This is a genomic window from Catellatospora methionotrophica (assembly GCF_011297335.1).
GTDB classification, from domain to species: domain Bacteria; phylum Actinomycetota; class Actinomycetes; order Mycobacteriales; family Micromonosporaceae; genus Catellatospora; species Catellatospora methionotrophica.
This window is the reverse complement of sequence record NZ_JAAOTJ010000001.1, coordinates 1569644-1584471: the sequence shown is the minus strand read 5'-3', so window position 1 is coordinate 1584471 and position 14828 is coordinate 1569644. Positions and strand designations below refer to the sequence as shown.

At 68.0% G+C, this 14828-nt stretch carries 19 protein-coding genes; all 19 read left to right on the top strand.

All coding sequences use genetic code 11. The features are described 5' to 3' along the window. Window positions 1–80 precede the first annotated feature (80 nt). The 19 genes from HAV40_RS06945 to HAV40_RS06855 all read left to right on the top strand — a co-directional run bounded on the left by HAV40_RS06945 (window position 81) and on the right by HAV40_RS06855 (window position 14757). Window positions 81–581: a hypothetical protein gene (locus HAV40_RS06945; protein ID WP_166379897.1), complete on the top strand. Its 501-nt coding sequence runs from the start codon at window positions 81–83 to the stop codon at window positions 579–581. A gap of 174 nt (window positions 582–755) precedes the next feature. Next, entirely contained in the window at window positions 756–1211 is a 456-nt protein-coding gene (locus HAV40_RS06940) for a hypothetical protein (protein ID WP_166379896.1), read from the top strand. Then, complete coding sequence (locus HAV40_RS06935) at window positions 1211–1381, top strand: hypothetical protein (RefSeq protein ID WP_166379895.1); 171 nt, start codon at window positions 1211–1213, stop codon at window positions 1379–1381. The genes HAV40_RS06940 and HAV40_RS06935 overlap by 1 nt, the downstream gene beginning before the upstream one ends. Further along, window positions 1374–1799 (top strand): hypothetical protein, encoded by a 426-nt coding sequence (locus HAV40_RS06930; protein WP_166379894.1) that lies wholly within the window; start codon window positions 1374–1376, stop codon window positions 1797–1799. The genes HAV40_RS06935 and HAV40_RS06930 overlap by 8 nt, the downstream gene beginning before the upstream one ends. Before the next feature lie 18 nt (window positions 1800–1817). Continuing rightward, window positions 1818–2906 (top strand): hypothetical protein, encoded by a 1089-nt coding sequence (locus HAV40_RS06925; protein ID WP_166379893.1) that lies wholly within the window; start codon window positions 1818–1820, stop codon window positions 2904–2906. A 1-nt stretch (window position 2907) separates the two neighbouring features. After that, window positions 2908–4257, top strand: a complete 1350-nt coding sequence (locus HAV40_RS06920) for a hypothetical protein (RefSeq protein ID WP_166379892.1) — start codon at window positions 2908–2910, stop codon at window positions 4255–4257. Between the two features lies 1 nt (window position 4258). Beyond that, on the top strand, window positions 4259–4645 hold the full coding sequence (locus tag HAV40_RS06915; protein WP_166379891.1) for a hypothetical protein: 387 nt from the start codon (window positions 4259–4261) through the stop codon (window positions 4643–4645). Window position 4646: 1 nt separating this feature from the next. Next, window positions 4647–5105 (top strand): hypothetical protein, encoded by a 459-nt coding sequence (locus HAV40_RS06910; protein ID WP_166379890.1) that lies wholly within the window; start codon window positions 4647–4649, stop codon window positions 5103–5105. Window positions 5106–5107: 2 nt separating this feature from the next. Next, window positions 5108–5863: a hypothetical protein gene (locus HAV40_RS06905; RefSeq protein ID WP_166379889.1), complete on the top strand. Its 756-nt coding sequence runs from the start codon at window positions 5108–5110 to the stop codon at window positions 5861–5863. 8 nt (window positions 5864–5871) lie between these two features. Next, complete coding sequence (locus HAV40_RS06900; protein WP_166379888.1) at window positions 5872–6321, top strand: hypothetical protein; 450 nt, start codon at window positions 5872–5874, stop codon at window positions 6319–6321. A gap of 7 nt (window positions 6322–6328) precedes the next feature. Then, window positions 6329–6811 (top strand): endonuclease VII domain-containing protein, encoded by a 483-nt coding sequence (locus HAV40_RS38355; protein WP_239086412.1) that lies wholly within the window; start codon window positions 6329–6331, stop codon window positions 6809–6811. Then, window positions 6808–7230 carry a hypothetical protein gene (locus tag HAV40_RS06890; protein WP_203671472.1) on the top strand — a complete coding sequence of 141 codons (423 nt, stop codon included), beginning with the start codon at window positions 6808–6810 and terminating at the stop codon, window positions 7228–7230. The genes HAV40_RS38355 and HAV40_RS06890 overlap by 4 nt, the downstream gene beginning before the upstream one ends. Further along, entirely contained in the window at window positions 7215–7667 is a 453-nt protein-coding gene (locus HAV40_RS06885) for a hypothetical protein (protein ID WP_166379887.1), read from the top strand. The genes HAV40_RS06890 and HAV40_RS06885 overlap by 16 nt, the downstream gene beginning before the upstream one ends. A gap of 132 nt (window positions 7668–7799) precedes the next feature. After that, a complete protein-coding gene (locus HAV40_RS06880; RefSeq protein ID WP_166379886.1) occupies window positions 7800–10088 on the top strand; it encodes a coiled-coil domain-containing protein in 2289 nt (762 codons plus the stop codon). Between the two features lie 3 nt (window positions 10089–10091). Further along, window positions 10092–10607, top strand: a complete 516-nt coding sequence (locus HAV40_RS06875; RefSeq protein WP_166379885.1) for a hypothetical protein — start codon at window positions 10092–10094, stop codon at window positions 10605–10607. 126 nt (window positions 10608–10733) lie between these two features. Then, on the top strand, window positions 10734–12899 hold the full coding sequence (locus HAV40_RS06870) for a hypothetical protein (protein WP_166379884.1): 2166 nt from the start codon (window positions 10734–10736) through the stop codon (window positions 12897–12899). 3 nt (window positions 12900–12902) lie between these two features. Then, window positions 12903–13598, top strand: a complete 696-nt coding sequence (locus tag HAV40_RS06865) for a glycine-rich domain-containing protein (RefSeq protein ID WP_166379883.1) — start codon at window positions 12903–12905, stop codon at window positions 13596–13598. A 9-nt stretch (window positions 13599–13607) separates the two neighbouring features. Further along, window positions 13608–14525 carry a hypothetical protein gene (locus tag HAV40_RS06860; protein ID WP_166379882.1) on the top strand — a complete coding sequence of 306 codons (918 nt, stop codon included), beginning with the start codon at window positions 13608–13610 and terminating at the stop codon, window positions 14523–14525. 52 nt (window positions 14526–14577) lie between these two features. Beyond that, complete coding sequence (locus tag HAV40_RS06855) at window positions 14578–14757, top strand: hypothetical protein (RefSeq protein WP_166379881.1); 180 nt, start codon at window positions 14578–14580, stop codon at window positions 14755–14757. Window positions 14758–14828 lie beyond the last annotated feature (71 nt).

Genomic DNA, 14828 nt, shown 5'->3' with positions numbered 1-14828 from the left:
CCGGCCAGCAATAAACCCCTGGTCGGGGCCACCACCCGGGGTGGCAGTGACACCCCATCCCGAGCAAGGAGTCAAAGAACATGGACGCACTCGGCAGGCTCTTCGACGTCGTCGTCGGCTCCGCGCCGGCGGATTCCGTCGCTGCGGCGATCACCGGCAACCGGGTCCACCTGCAGAACGCGGGCGGTGTAACGATCCTCGTCCTCACCGACGGCGGTTCGACGGACATCCTCGACGTGGACGTGCAGCAGGCGACCGCCGCGACGGGCGGCAGCATCATCGACCTGGACGTGGTCACGAAGTACTACCTCAAAGAGGCGACGACGTTCGCGGGGTCGGAGACCTGGTCGAAGGTGACCCAGGCCGCCGCATCCGAGATCACGAACGCGGGCTCCGCTTCCAAGCAAACGCTGGTCGTGATCGAGGTCGACGCGGCGCAGCTGTCCGACGGCTACGAGTGGATCAGCCTGAACGTCCCGGACCAGGGCTCCAACGGCACCAAGTACACCGCCGTCCTGTACCTGCTCCGTGACCTGCACGTGCAGCGCGCCCCGCAGAACCTGCGGAACCCGCAGGCCTGAGCATGACGCCCCGGACTGTCTGCACGGGCTGCGGCTCGTACGCGTGCCTGGTGAGCGGCTTGGACTACTGCCGCCACACCAACGCTGCGCGCCCGGCCGCGTCCGTGCAGGCATCTGGCCCGGTCGACGAGCCCGGCACTCCCGATTCTGACGACGCCGAGGAAGGCGAAGCACATGACCACCATGATCCAGAGCGACCAGCAGCGGGCGATCCTGCTCGGAAACCGCGCCGAGAAGTCCACCGGAACCCTCGCGGCGACGACGATCCCGCTGTTCACCGTGGCGGGCGGAAAGGTGCTGGTAACCAGCATCGTCGGTGAAGTCACGACCGCGATCACCGTCGCGAACAGCTACAAGCTCCAGCACAACCCGACCGTCGGCACGACCAAGGACCTTTTCGCGGCGACGGACATCGGCACCACCGATACCCCGGCCGGGTCGCTGCTCGGCTTCCAGGGCCTGGTTGGTGACTCGCTGCTCCAGGGCCCCGGCGCGGTGCCGACGATCAAGCAGCCGATCGTCCTGACGGCCGGGCAGATCGAGTCCGTGTCTGCGGGCACCGACGGCGTGATCGTGTGGGTCGTCACGTGGGTGCCGCTCGACAACGGCGCGAGCCTGGTGGCTGCCTGATGACTGCCCTGGTGTGCCTCGCCTGCACGGCCGTTTACTCGGTCGGTGCTCCGCGGTGCCCCGAGTGCGGTGGCAAGAAGTCGGCCGAGCAGGGGTCCGCGAAGGACCCCGCCGTGCAGGCCGCCGTCGAGAGCGACGCCGCGCCGGAGGCGGGTGAGGTCGATGCCTAAGAACACGCGCCTCGGCGGCACCTCCCACGACGGCGTCATCCCTCCGCCCGCGCCAAAGGTCAAGCCCTGGGCAGGGCGGCAGACCGACGACGGCACCGAGCTGCGCGAGTTCCCCGGAACGGGCGTCGAGATGGTCGGCGTCGAGGCCGCACCAGACGGCTCCTGGACGACACTCTGCAGCGACGACGACAGCCCGACCGCGACCGTCACCGGCAGCCACCTGACCGACGACGAGGGAGGGGAGGAGCCATCTCCTGGCAGCAGTACCTCGACATCGTCCGAGCAGCCGGAGACGAAATCCGGCAACAGCTCGACGCGAAACCCGTCGCGTGCCCGAAGTGCGGCGAACCGCTCCAAGACGACCCCGAAGGCCAACTCCGCTGCCGATTCGACGGCTGGACCGACCAGCTCTAACTGACGAAAGGAGGTGACCGCCATGGCCGCCACCGGCTACAAGTCCGACCCACGCGCGGTCACCTCCGTCGAGGGCCGCACCGGGGCAGTCGACATCACCCTCGACGACGTCGGCGGCACCGCCGCGATCGACGAAGCCGTCGAGGAGTCGGTCGGCCCAGTGGTCGACGCGGCGATCACCGTGCACGAGGGCGACACCGACCCACACGGGGACCGCGCGTTCACGACCGCGGCCATCGCGACCGCCTCGGCGTCGCTGGTCCCCAACACCCGCACAGTCACCGCAGGCACCGGGCTCACTGGCGGCGGCAGCCTCGCCGCAGACCGCACGCTGGCCGTCTCGTACGGCACCAGCGCAGGCACCGCGGCGCAGGGCAACGACTCACGGCTGTCCGACGCCCGCACACCCACGGCGCACGTGCACTCGGGCGCGGACATCACCTCCGGGACTGTTCCCATCGGGCAGCTGCCCACCGGCACGTCCGGCAGCACAGTTGCCCTCGGGAACCACACCCACACTGGCACCTACGCCCCCGCCAGCCACACCCACTCGGGTGCCGACATCACGTCAGGGACGGTGCCGGTAGGGCAACTCCCCACGGGCACCTCGGGAACGACGGTCGCGCTCGGCAACCACACCCACGGCGTAGCGACAGGCGGCACCGGCCTTACTAGCGTGACCGCGAACTCGTACGTCAAGGGCAACGGCACGGGTGCCCTCGTCGAGCGCACCTACGCCCAGGTCAAGACCGATCTCGGCCTCGACGCAGGCGCGTGGACCGCACCCGACAGCTACGCCGCGAGCATGTCGAACGCTGGCACGCCGTACTACGACGTCGCCTCCCGCACCGAACCGAACAGTGTCATCCGCCTCCGCGGGCGTATCGCCGCAGGCGCGAACTACACCTCCGGCGCGACGATCTGCACCCTCAACACGTCGGCCCGTCCGGCGGCGGAGGTCGCGTTTCCGGTCCGGGTCGTTGGTGTCGGTGCCGCGAACGGCTCGCTGACGATCACCACGGGCGGCCTCGTCAGTTACAGCGCCAACATCACCGTCGGCACGGGCACCGCCTGGCTGCTCGACGGCATCACGTACACGCTGGCGGCCTGACATGACCGAGACGACCCAGCGCGGCATGCCGATCCCGCTCCTCAGCGAGTGGTTCGACTACATCGGCGGCCCGCACGCCGCGGTCACGAACCTGACCATCACCATCACCCCCGTCACCGGGGGCAGCCCCGTCGTTGGCCCCACCTCGACCGGCATCAGCAACCTTGCCACCGGGATCTACGTCTACACGTGGACGCCCGCAGGCGATGCCGCGCTCGGCGACTACGTCATCGTCTGGTCCGCCACCGAAGGCGACGCGTCCGACCTCGTCGAGGTCACCAGCGCCGCCGTAGGCGACGACCAGACCGCTGACGTCTGGTACTGCACCCGCGAGGACGTCATGCGGGCCCAGGACTGGAAAGAGACCGCCCGCACCGCCGCGCAGATCGACCGGGCCATCGCGGGCGCGACTGGGGAGATCGAAGGGCTGACGCACCGCCGCTTCTACCCGATGCTCGCGACGAAGTCGTGGGACTGGCCCCGCGAGCAGGGCGGCCGGTCGTGGCGGCTGTGGCTCGACGGCAACGAACTGATCGAGGCTGCGGCGGTCGTGTCTGGCGGGGTGACGCTGACCGACGGCGACTACTACCTCGAACCGCGCAACTCCGGCCCGCCGTTCACGAACGTCCAGGTCAACCGCGACGGCAACGCCGTCTGGGGTGGCGGGTCGAACATCCAGCGCGCCATCGAGATCACCGGCCTGTGGGGCTACACCGCCCGGGGGGCCACCGCTGGCACGCTCGCGGAAACTCTCGACGACACCGAGACCGCGGTCGACGTCAGCAACAGCGCTGCGATCGGCGTTGGCCAGATCCTGCGGGTCGGCGCAGAGCGGATGATCGTCACCGCCAAGAGCCAGCTCGACACCGGCCAGAACCTCGGCGCGAACCTCGGCGCGATGAACAACGAGGTGACCGTCGCCGTAGGTAGTGGGGCGGCGTTCGCGGTCGACGAGGTAATCCTCATCGACAGCGAGCGGATGCTCATCATCGACATCGCCGCAAACACGCTGACCGTGAAGCGCGCCTGGGACGGCTCTGTCCTCGCCGCGCACATCTCGGGTGCCGACATCTACGCCCCCCGCACCCTGACCGTGCAGCGCGGCGCACTCGGTACCACCGCCGCCAGCCACGCCACCTCGGCGACGGTTTACAAGCACCTCGTGCCAGCGCAGGTTCGCAACTACGCTGTCGCGCTCGCGGTTGTCACGGTCCTCAGCGACCAGGGCGGCTGGGCCCGGACCGTCGGGTCGGGCGAGAACGAGCGCGAGGCCGCTGGGCGCGCGCTCGTCAAGGCACGCGACGCGCTGGCCCGGTCGTACGCCCGCAAAGCCCGACACAGGGCGGTGTGACATGTACATCGTCGATGTCGATGTTCACGGGCCGTTGTTCGACGGCCGCCTCGCAGCCGCTATCCGCGCGGGCGCGGCCGACGCCACGTGGGAGATCGCGAAGACCGGTCGCGGGATGCTCGGCGTTGAGTACATCAAGACGTTCAAGAACCCCACTGGGTACTACGAGTCCCGGACCGTCGCTGAGCGCGTCACGCCCGAGTTGGCGATCATCCACGACTCCGATGTCGTCTACGGGCCGTGGCTCGAAGGCGTGGGCTCCCGGAACTACCCGGTGACCCGGTTTAAGGGCTACCACAACTGGCGGCGCGTAACCCAGGCCTTGGCGAAAGCCGCAAAGCCGATCGCCGAACAGGCCATTGACCGCAGGCTCAGGGCGGTGACCTGACATGGGCATCGGTATCGACGGCCTCACCGCCGCAGTCAGCTCCCACGCGCAGGCCCTCGGCGTGTTCGAGCGGTTCAACGGCGCGGAGCCGAAGAACTCGCCCGGAGCTGGCTTGTCTGGTGCGTGCTGGGTCCAGGACCTCCTCACCGACACGACCGGCTCCGGCCTCGCCGCAACGGGCATGGTCCTGATCTACAACGTGCGGCTCTACATGCACGTTGACGATCTCGCGCCCGAAACCCTCGACCCGGCCATGGTCAAGGCCCTGGACCTGCTGTTCGGCGCGTACATCGGCGACTTCACCCTCGGCGGCCTCATCCGCAACGTCGATGTTCGCGGCGCGAAGGGCACACCGCTGGGCGGCCGGGCGGGCTACCAGCAGATCGAGGCCGGGGTGTTCCGGGTTTTCACCATCACGCTTCCGCTGGTGGTCAACGACGTGTGGGCGGAGGCGAGCTAGCCGTGAGCAAGCAGTCTGGACTGGGGGACGCGCTCTACCTGACCGGCTTCGACGCGTCCGGGGACACCAACAGCCTGGGCCGGATCGGCGGCGGCCCCGCGCCGTGGCCGGTTACCGGGATCGACAAGAGCGCGTTCGAACGCATCGGCCTGAACCGGGACGGCGCGCTGGAGTGGGTGTCGTACTTCAACCCGGCCCTCGCGCAGGCCCACGCGAAGCTGTCCGCGCTCCCGACAACGGACGTGCTCGGCACCTACTGCCGCGGCACCGCCCTGGGGTCGCCGGCGGCGGGCATCGTCGCGAAGCAGGTCAACTACGACGGCACCCGCGGCCAGGACGGCAGCTTCACGTTCGCTGTGTCGGCGCAGGGCAACGGCTTCGGCCTCAACTGGGGCAGCCAGCTCACCGCGGGGAAGCGCACCGACACCGGTGCCACCTCGGGCACAGGCGTGGATTTCGGAACGGGGTCGACGACGTTCGGCCTGCAGGCGTTCCTGCACGTCTTCGACTTCACCGGCACCGACGCCACCGTGAAACTGCAGCAGTCGTCGGACAACGGCGTGGGCGACACCTGGGCCGACGTGACCGGCGGCGGGTTCACGCAGGTCACTGCCGGGCCGACCGCGCAGCGGATCGCTACCTCGGGCGCGCAGACCGTCGAACGGTACCTGCGTGTCGTCACCACCACCTCCGGCGGGTTCAGCTCCCTGGTCTTCGCCGTGATGGTTGCCCGCAACGACGTCGCCACTGCCTTCTAGGAGCCCCCATGCGCCCCATCAACCGCATCGCACCGAAGCTGCCGCCCGAGGCGTTCAAGACCTACGCGATCACGTCCCCGGTTGCCACGCACTTCCGGCCCGGCACCTGCACCGAGGCCAACTGCGGTGCGCAGGCCAACGGCTGGCGAACGACGGTCGACGAGACCACCGACCTCGGGCAGAAGCAGGCCAACTACATCCGCCGCGACTCCGGACGCAAGTTCACCGAAGCCCGCACGCCGACAGGGCTGATCGAGTTCACGTTCGAGGCCGGGCAGAAGTGCTTCGCCACGCACCAGGTCAGCCTGCAGCGGCCGGAGAACTTCCTCGTTCTCGGCGGGGACTGGCGCGGCAACCCGCGCCGTATCGAGCCCGTACGGCACACCCGGCCCGAGCACTGGGTCGAGGACTTCGGGGGACACCAGCAGACGCTGGCCGACCGCTTCCAGCAGGGATAGGAGAGACGTGCCCCGCCAGTCCAGCCTGTTCATCGGCCCGGAGTCCCGCGAGTGCGGTACCTGCCGGGAGGTGAAGCCGTATGCCCAATTCTCGCCACGCGGCGAGAAGGACGGCACGGCGCTCTACAAGAGCAAGTGCAAGCCCTGCTGCGCCACAGGTGCTCGGGACTGGTACAGCCGTCATACCGAGCGCGGGCTGACCAACCGGCGGCGTCTCCAGATTATGGCCGCTTATGGACTGACTCCAGCTGACTACGACTGCATGCTCGCCGAGCAAAACGGCGTTTGTGCGATCTGCCAGCAACCGGAGACGACCGTTGACCCAAGGTCCAAACGGCCATACGTCCGGCTGCCGGTCGACCACGACCACGCCACAGGACGCGTTCGTGGGCTCCTCTGCCACCGCTGCAATCGGGCGATCGGCCTGCTCAAAGACGACATCGACCTGCTGAAAGCTGCAGCCGCATACCTAGAAAGGAACAGGACATGAAGGAATCGGGCCTCGCGTGGACGGCGATGTCGGTCGACGACGCCACCGGCACACTGCGCGACATCCGCAACGACATCACCAACTTCACGTTCGCCACGCCCCGTGGCGTCCAGGACGTGACCGGTATCGACAAGTCCGCGATCGAGCGGCTGCTGCTGCTCGCCGACATGTCGACAAACTGGAACGGCGTATTCAACGACGGGTCGAACGCCTCCCACGACGTGTTCAAGTCCGTGCCGTCAACGAGCGTTGCGCGTGAGTTCAGCCTGACCGTGTCCGGGCAGACGCTGGGCACGACCCCGCAGGCAATGCTGATCCTCACCGACTACGCGCTGACTCGCGCACAGACCGGTGAGCTGACGTGGACCGTGCCGGGCGCGCTCGCCAACGGTGTCGTCCCGACGTGGACGAGCGCCTGATGGGCTACAAGCGTCCCCTGTTGAACCTGACGTTCAGCGACCCGGAGTTCGAGGGCCTGAACATTCGCGCGAAGCGGCTGAGCCTTGGAAAGTTGTTCGACCTCATGGACCTGGAGAGCCTGCGGGAGGCCAAGGACCGGTCCCCGGAGGTCCGTGACGCGCTCAAGCAGATGTTCCGTGACCTGTCGCAGACGATCGTGTGGTGGAACCTGGAGGACCCGAACCCCGACGACCCTGACGGGCCGGGCATCCCTGTGCCGATCACCCCGGAGGCTCTGGAGGGCCAGGACTTTCCGCTGGTGATGGCGGTGATGACTGCCATCCGGGAAGCGACAACGGCGGTAGCCGCCCCTTTAGGACCCAGCTCATCCAGTGGGGATCAACCCCTGGAGGCATCGCTGCCGATGGACGAGTTGTCACCAAGCCCGACGAGCTGAGCCGCGCCGAGACCATCATCGGCCTCTGCGAACGGTTCCGGTGCCTGCCCTCGCAGCTACTTGACGAAGATGCCGAACTACTCCGACTGATCAGCATCGTGAACCTGGCGAAGCCCGAGGAGGTGCCCGCAGTTGAATGACATCGAGATCCGCGTTTCCGTCCGACCCGACGTCGATCCTGGGCTCGCGGCTGCGCGGCGTAGGGCACAAGAGATCGGTGAGCAGATAGCGCGGGAACTCGCCCAGGCGGGCGCACAGGCCGGGGACGCATTCCAGCAGGGGATCACGAGGCAACTCGAACAGGGCGGCAGCCAGGGCGCGGATGCAGTCGGTCAGGTGTTCGAAGGTGTCACGAACCAGGCGCAGAGCATGGCTGATGCGGTCGGGAAGTCCCTGGCGGGCATCTTCCCGGCGCTCGCTGGGCTGGGTGAGTCGACGGTCGCGACCGGCGGCATCAACCTGATCATATTGGCGCTGGTCGGGCTCGGTACGGCAGCGCTGGCTGCGGCGGCAGCACTGATCGTGCTCGCGCCTGCCATCTATCTGATCGGCGGGGCGTTCGGATCAGCGGCAACAGCCGGCGTGGGCCTGGCATCTGTGCTGGGCACGCTCCTTGTCGGGCTGGGCGGGGTCGGTGACGCGTGGTCGGCGGCGGGGCAGAAAGCGGGCGGCGGTGGCCGGTCCGCGGCTGATGCAGCGCACCAGGTGCGGCAGGCGACGCTCGCGCTCGCTGACGCCCAACGGTCTGCGGTCCAGGCGCAGGAGGCCGTAACTCGGGCCCGTATGGACGAGCAGGAGCGGCTCGAAGACCTCGCCCGGTCCGTGGCTGGTGCGCGCCTCGACGAGGAGGGCGCAGTTCTCGCTGTTGCGCAGGCTGAACGCCGCCTGCGGGATGTGCGCCGCAACGGCGGCTCGGCGCTCGACTACCGGGAGGCTGAACTCAACCTCCGGAAGGCGAAGCAGACCCTGGAGGAGGTCCGGGACCGGGTCGGGGACCTGAGCCAGGAGCAGCAGGAAGCGGACCGGAAGGGCGTCGAGGGCTCCGACCGTGTGCAGGACGCACTGGAGCGGCAGCGGCAGGCGCAGCGCCAGATTGAGCAGGCCACCTACGCCCTCGCTCAGGCGCAACGCGGTGCTGGTGGGGGCGTCAACGCGTTCGACGATGCCATGGCCAAGCTGTCCCCGAACGCGCAGGCGTTCATCCGGCAGTTGCTGCAGATCAAGGAACGTTTCGACGGAATCAAACGGGCCACGCAGGACCGGCTTTTCGAAGGCCTGGACCGGGCCGTGCAGCGGCTCGCCGACCGGAGCTTCCCAACTCTCGACCGGATCCTCGGACGCACCGCGGACAGCCTCAACCGCATCGCCAAGGGCACCACGGAGGCGCTCGGCGACAAGGAGTTCCTGTCGAACATCGAGGCGGCGACCGGGTCATTCGACAAGACTCTCGACCGGATCGGCGAGAAGACCGTCCCGAAGCTGCTGGATGCAATCGGCCGGCTGGCGCGCGCGTCGATTCCATTCTGGGACGAGTTGTCCGATATGGCACTGGGGTGGATCGAGAAGTTCTCCGACAAGATCAAGAAGGCCGACAAGGACGGGTCGCTCAAGAAGTTCTTCGAGGAAGCGGCCGAGAACCTGCGGAAGGTCCGGGAGATCGGCGGAAAAGTCCTCTCGATCCTCGGCAGCATCGTTTCGATCCTGTTCCCGGCGTCGAAACGCGAGTCCGAAGGCTGGCTCGACGGCGTCAACACCCGCCTAGGCGAGCTTTCCGACTGGTTGAAGGACGAAGAAAACCAGCAGAAGATCCGGGACTGGATCACCGACCTGCAGAATTTCCGCGACGACGCGGTAGAAACCGCGAAGAAGCTTGGCGGCATCATCGACAAGGTCGACGAGTGGACGACCAGCATCGACAAGTTCATCAAGAAGTGGAGCCAGCTGCCGGGCCAGTTGAAGGCGCAGGCACTCGGCGGCCTCTGGAATCCGATCAAGGACGGCTTCAAGGCCGCCTTGAACTGGGTCATCGACAAGTGGAACGGCCTTGAGCTGTCCCTGCCGTCGATGAACTGGTTCGGGCAACAGATCGGCGGAGGCTCCCTCGGCACCGTCAACATTCCGCGACTCGACCACGGCGGTATCGCCGGCGGTCTCGTTTCGGTGGCAGAGCGGTCGCGGGAGCTGATCTCGATGCCCGGCGGTGGGCAGTTGCTCGCGCTTCCGCAGGGGTCGATGGTTCACCCCAACGGCGCGACCGAACGGATGCTCGGCGGCGGCGGAGGGTCTCCGACCGTTGTGCTCGAAGCCTCCGGGATGCGCGGCACCTTCGAAGCCGCGTTCCTCCAATGGTTCCTACGGCAGGTCAAGGTCCGCGGCGGCGGCAGTGTCCAGCTCGCCTTCGGCGACGGAAAGACGAGGTAACACATGCACCGCTACAAGACATGGAACGGACCCGCACCGACCACCGCCGCGCAGGTCGCGGTCACCACCGGCACGTCCATCAAAACGATGCTGCAGGTCGCCACACCGTCCACGCGGCAGCTTCAGCTCATCAGCTGGGGGTTCAGCCTGACCGCGCCGCCGGCCACGACGAGCACGGGCATCGTCGAACTTCTCGACATCAACACCGCGGCCACCGTCACCGCGCACGTTGCCGCCGGGGTGCAGCCGCTGACGCCTGGGCAGCCCGCGTCGCTGGTTACGCTGGGCGCCTCGGCGACCGGGTACACGTCGTCGAATGAAAACACGCCGGGCAACTCCCGCGTGCACGACGTGGTCGAGGTTCCGGGCCTGACTGCTGGCGGCGGCGGCCTGGCCCCGTACTCGTTCCAGTGGATGCCTGACGAGCGGCCGATCATCGACGTGTCGCGGTTCCTGCGGGTCCGGGTCACGTTCGCCGCCGCTGTCAGCATGATCACGTGGATCTGCTGGGACGAGTGACCAGTGGCCGGGAGTGTCGCCGCCCGCTGGGCGGTATGGGAGCGCAGGGGCGGACGCAGGGCGTCGCCTTCCTCCGGCACGCCCGCAGCGGTCACGTTCCCGGAAACGGACCTTGGTGTCCGGGCGATGATCGCGCTCACCCCCGATTTCTCCCGCCCGTGGTGGGAGTGGGGATGGGCCGACATCACGACCTGGGTTCGCTGGGATCCCGGCGTCACGATCACGTCCGGGCGCGGCAGCGAGGACTCACGGGTCTCGTCCACGAGCGCGTCCGCGATCCTCACCAACACCGACGGCCGCTTCTCGCGCCAGAACCCGTTCTCACCGTACGCCCCGTACCTGAAGCGGTTCACGCCGATCTGGTTCTCCGTCAACCCCGGCTCCGGCTGGATCGACCGCGCCCACCTGTACATCGATAACCTGCCGAAGCGGTGGGACACGACCGGCACCGACGCGACCGTTGACATCAGCTGCTCGGGCATCCTGAATCAGCTCGTTGACGCGCCGAAGCTCGGCCGACCGCTGTACCGGGCGGTGTCCCGTTCCACGGGCCTGATCGGCTACTGGACCCTCGAAGACGGCGCAACCGCATCCACGGCAGAGTCTGCGCTCGGACACGGGCAACTACGGACCTTCGGGACTGTAGCGCCGCTGTTCGCGGCAGTCGACGGTCCACCTGGCGGTAGCAGCGCCCCCGACTTCGCTTCCCAGGGCGGTCTGTACGGACGCCTCCCGACCGTCACGAACACTGGGGCGTGGCAGGCAACGCTGTGGTTCCGGACCCTCGAAGGCGACTCCTCAACGTTCACGGCGTCGGTGCCGCTGCAGTGGGACATGATCGGCGGCACGTTCCCTGCGTTCGACATCCTGCTGTTCGTCGGCCGCGGCGACGGCAACCCTGGGCTGGGCAACATCGGGTTCAACATTGCCGCGTACACGGCGTCACCGCCGTCGGAGTCGTTCCGGTCCGAAACCCTCGCCGTCGAAGCGACGGTGCCGAACATTCAGGGCACATGGCGGCAGCTGCGGGTCACGATGGCCCAGAACGGCGGCAACGTCGACATCGCCGCCTACCTCGACGGCAGCCTCCTAGGTGTTGCGTCCGACACGGGCACCCTCGGCGTGCCGGGCGCATTCGTAGTCAACCCGTGCCAGGACCAGCCCGGCGCGAACGCCTACGCGGGCGTCGACGGCATCGGCATCGCATCGATCTCAACGCTTGCCTGGTACAACCACACCGCCGACCCCAACACCTACGACGCCGGCCTCGCTTACGTCGGCGAGCAGGCGCACGAACGGATGCTGCGCGTCGCCGACGAGGAGAACATTCCGTTCTACTGCCTCGCGTCGGAGTCGGAGCCGCTCGGCCCGCAGGACGACGTGACCGCGCTGGAGGTGTTCCGCGCGGGCGAGAAAGCCGACGGCGGGGCGCTGTTCGAGGCACTGTTCGGGCTCGGGTACGAAGCGCGGAGCCAGCGCTACGACTCGACGGTCGTCCTGTTCCTGGATCAGGCTCTGGAGCAGACGTCGGGGAACCCGCAGTCCAGCGACGACGGCACCAACTTCCGGAACCAGTGGACCGCGAACCGGCAGAACGGCGGCAGCGTCACCGTCACCGCGCCGGGTGTGGACCCGGCCCGGGACCGGGTCGTCGGATCGTCGGACACGTACGAGGTCGCTACCGATGACCAGCTCCTCGACGCCGCAGCGTGGCAGGTCCACCTAGGGACCGTAGACGAGGACCGCTGGCCAGACCTGGGCCTCAACCTCGCGAACCATCCGGAGCTGATTGCACAATGGGTGGCGATGCCGCCGTTTGGTGGCCGGATCAACGTTGCGAACCCGTTCTCGCAGGCGGCCATTGCGCTGATCGATGTGCTTCGTGAGGGCACGACCGAGCACTGGAATAGCAAGCAGTGGGAGGTGTCGAACAACACCTCACCTGCGAGCACGTACGACGTCGGCGTGTGGGGCGCTGACGACGGCTCGGGAACCGCCGATCTGTGGGGTGCGGACGACACGGTCCTTGCCGCGGACATCACGGCGAGCCAGACCAGCATCACGCTAAACGCAGGCAATGACGTGTGGGCGATCGGCGACACGGTCAGCGAACCCGCCACGTTTCCGTTCAACGTCGACATCGGTAGCAGCGCCGCGCACCTCACGTACTCGTGCACGGCGATCACCGGCACGCACCCGAACCTCACGATGACGATCGTCCGGCTCGGCACCGACCGCTCCTGGCCAGCCGGAATCTCCGTCACGGTCACCAACACAGGACTCTGGGGATAGCCCATGACCATCGAAGACGTCGCCGCAGGAAGACGAACGATCGCCTCGAAAACAAGGGCGGCGTTCGTCAACAGCTTCGACCGGCAGACGTTCGACATCGCCGGAGCGGACACGTGGGAGAAACCCGACGGGGCACTGATCGTCGAAGTCGAACTTGTCGGCGGCGGCGGCGCGGGCGGAGGCGGTGACGGCGCAGGATCGGGCCTGAGCTGCGGCGGCGGCGGAGGCAGCGGCGGCTACGTCCGGAAGATGTACGCAGCCTCGGACCTGAGCGCAACACAGGCGGTATCGGTCGGCGTAGGCGGCACTGGTGCCGCGGGGGCGGCTGGCGGAACAGGCGGAGCTACCACCTTCGCCGGGCTGACCGGATCAGGTGGCGTGGGCGGTAGCGCAATGACCTCCACGACAGGCACCGGAACAGGCGCTTCGGGCGCGGGCGGTGCCGCAGCCGGCGGCGACGTCAACATTCCGGGCGAGGCTGGCGACCTGGGGCGTGTGATCGGCGGCGCGCTGGTCTTCACGGGTCGCGGTGGGCGGACTCAGTTCGGTTCGCAGCCTGCGGCGTCGACGTCGACGGGTGCGCCGGGTACGTCGGCGTCGGGTTATGGGTCGGGTGGGTCTGGGGCGGTGGCGGATACGACTGACCGTGCTGGTGGTGCGGGGTCGGCTGGCATCTGCATCGTGACGACGTACTTCTGAGGGGGAAGCGTGACGTTCGCACCGGAGACGATTCAGGCCGCGAGGCGGTTGAAGATTCAGCACCTCGACGTGCACCCGACGAGCAAGTCGTACCCGAACGACCTGGACCCCGACGAGGTCGGGATCGTCGGCGACACCGCGCACGCAGCGAAGGGCACGTCGTACCACCTCGGCAAGGACCAGCTCACCGCTGACGCCTACTCCCGGCGCACCGCCCGCGACAAGGCGGGGCTGTCCAACGCCGCCAGCGCCGAGGACGTCGGCGAGTTCCGGATCGCGACACCGCTGGGCACGTTCGACCTGCGGCACTACACCGCGTGGCTGTTCGCCCAGTGCCGTGCGTCCGCGCCGGACACCCTCGACCTGCGTGAGGTCATCGGCACCGTCGATGGCAAGACTGTCCTGCGCTGGGATGCCGAACGCGGACGGGCGTCCGCACCGCGCAGCGGCGAGGCGGACAGCAGCCACCTGTGGCACACCCACAAGTCCTGGTACCGCGACAGCGAGAACCGGGACGCCTCGAAGGCGAAGCTCGACGAGCGCTACCTGCGCGAGATCGGCCTGATCGAAGGAGACGAAGACATGACACCAGACCAGGACAGGAAGCTGACCGCGCTCTACAACGGCATCTACGGCGGCGGACCTTCGTGCGGCGAGGCCGTCGACCCAGAGAACGTCGTCAACGCTGAGCCCGACCCGAAGACGGGCAAGCGCAGCGCGGTGGCGCAGGCCGCCTTCGACTTCCAGAACGGCCACTTCAGCCAGCTCAAGCAGATCCGCGCCAACCAAGCAAAGATCCTTACGGCACTGGGCACCAGCGACCGTGGCGGGATGACGCCTGAGAAGCTGGCGGAACTCGGCGTAGACGTGGCACGGCGTCTCGGCACGCTCACATTCGTAGCCGACACCGATGGGCCGACACTCTGAACCTGCAATACGAGACGGGGCAGCCATGAGTCTGTGGGTACGAAACCTCGTCATGATCGCCACGCTGCTGGTGTGGGGCGTGGCTGTGATCGTCGACGTCTGGGTCAACAAGAACAGACCGGACCCGACGTGGGGCCTGCTGCCGGTGGGCGTGTTCACCGGACTGCTGGTTGCTGGCCGCAAAGACGGCGGCGAGCCACGCGACCCTCCGTCTTCGGGGGCGGCCTCGTGAGCTACGGGTACACGATTCTGACCAGCGCGGCCGCGTGGGCCGTGATCGGGGCCAGCCTGGGGCTGGCATGG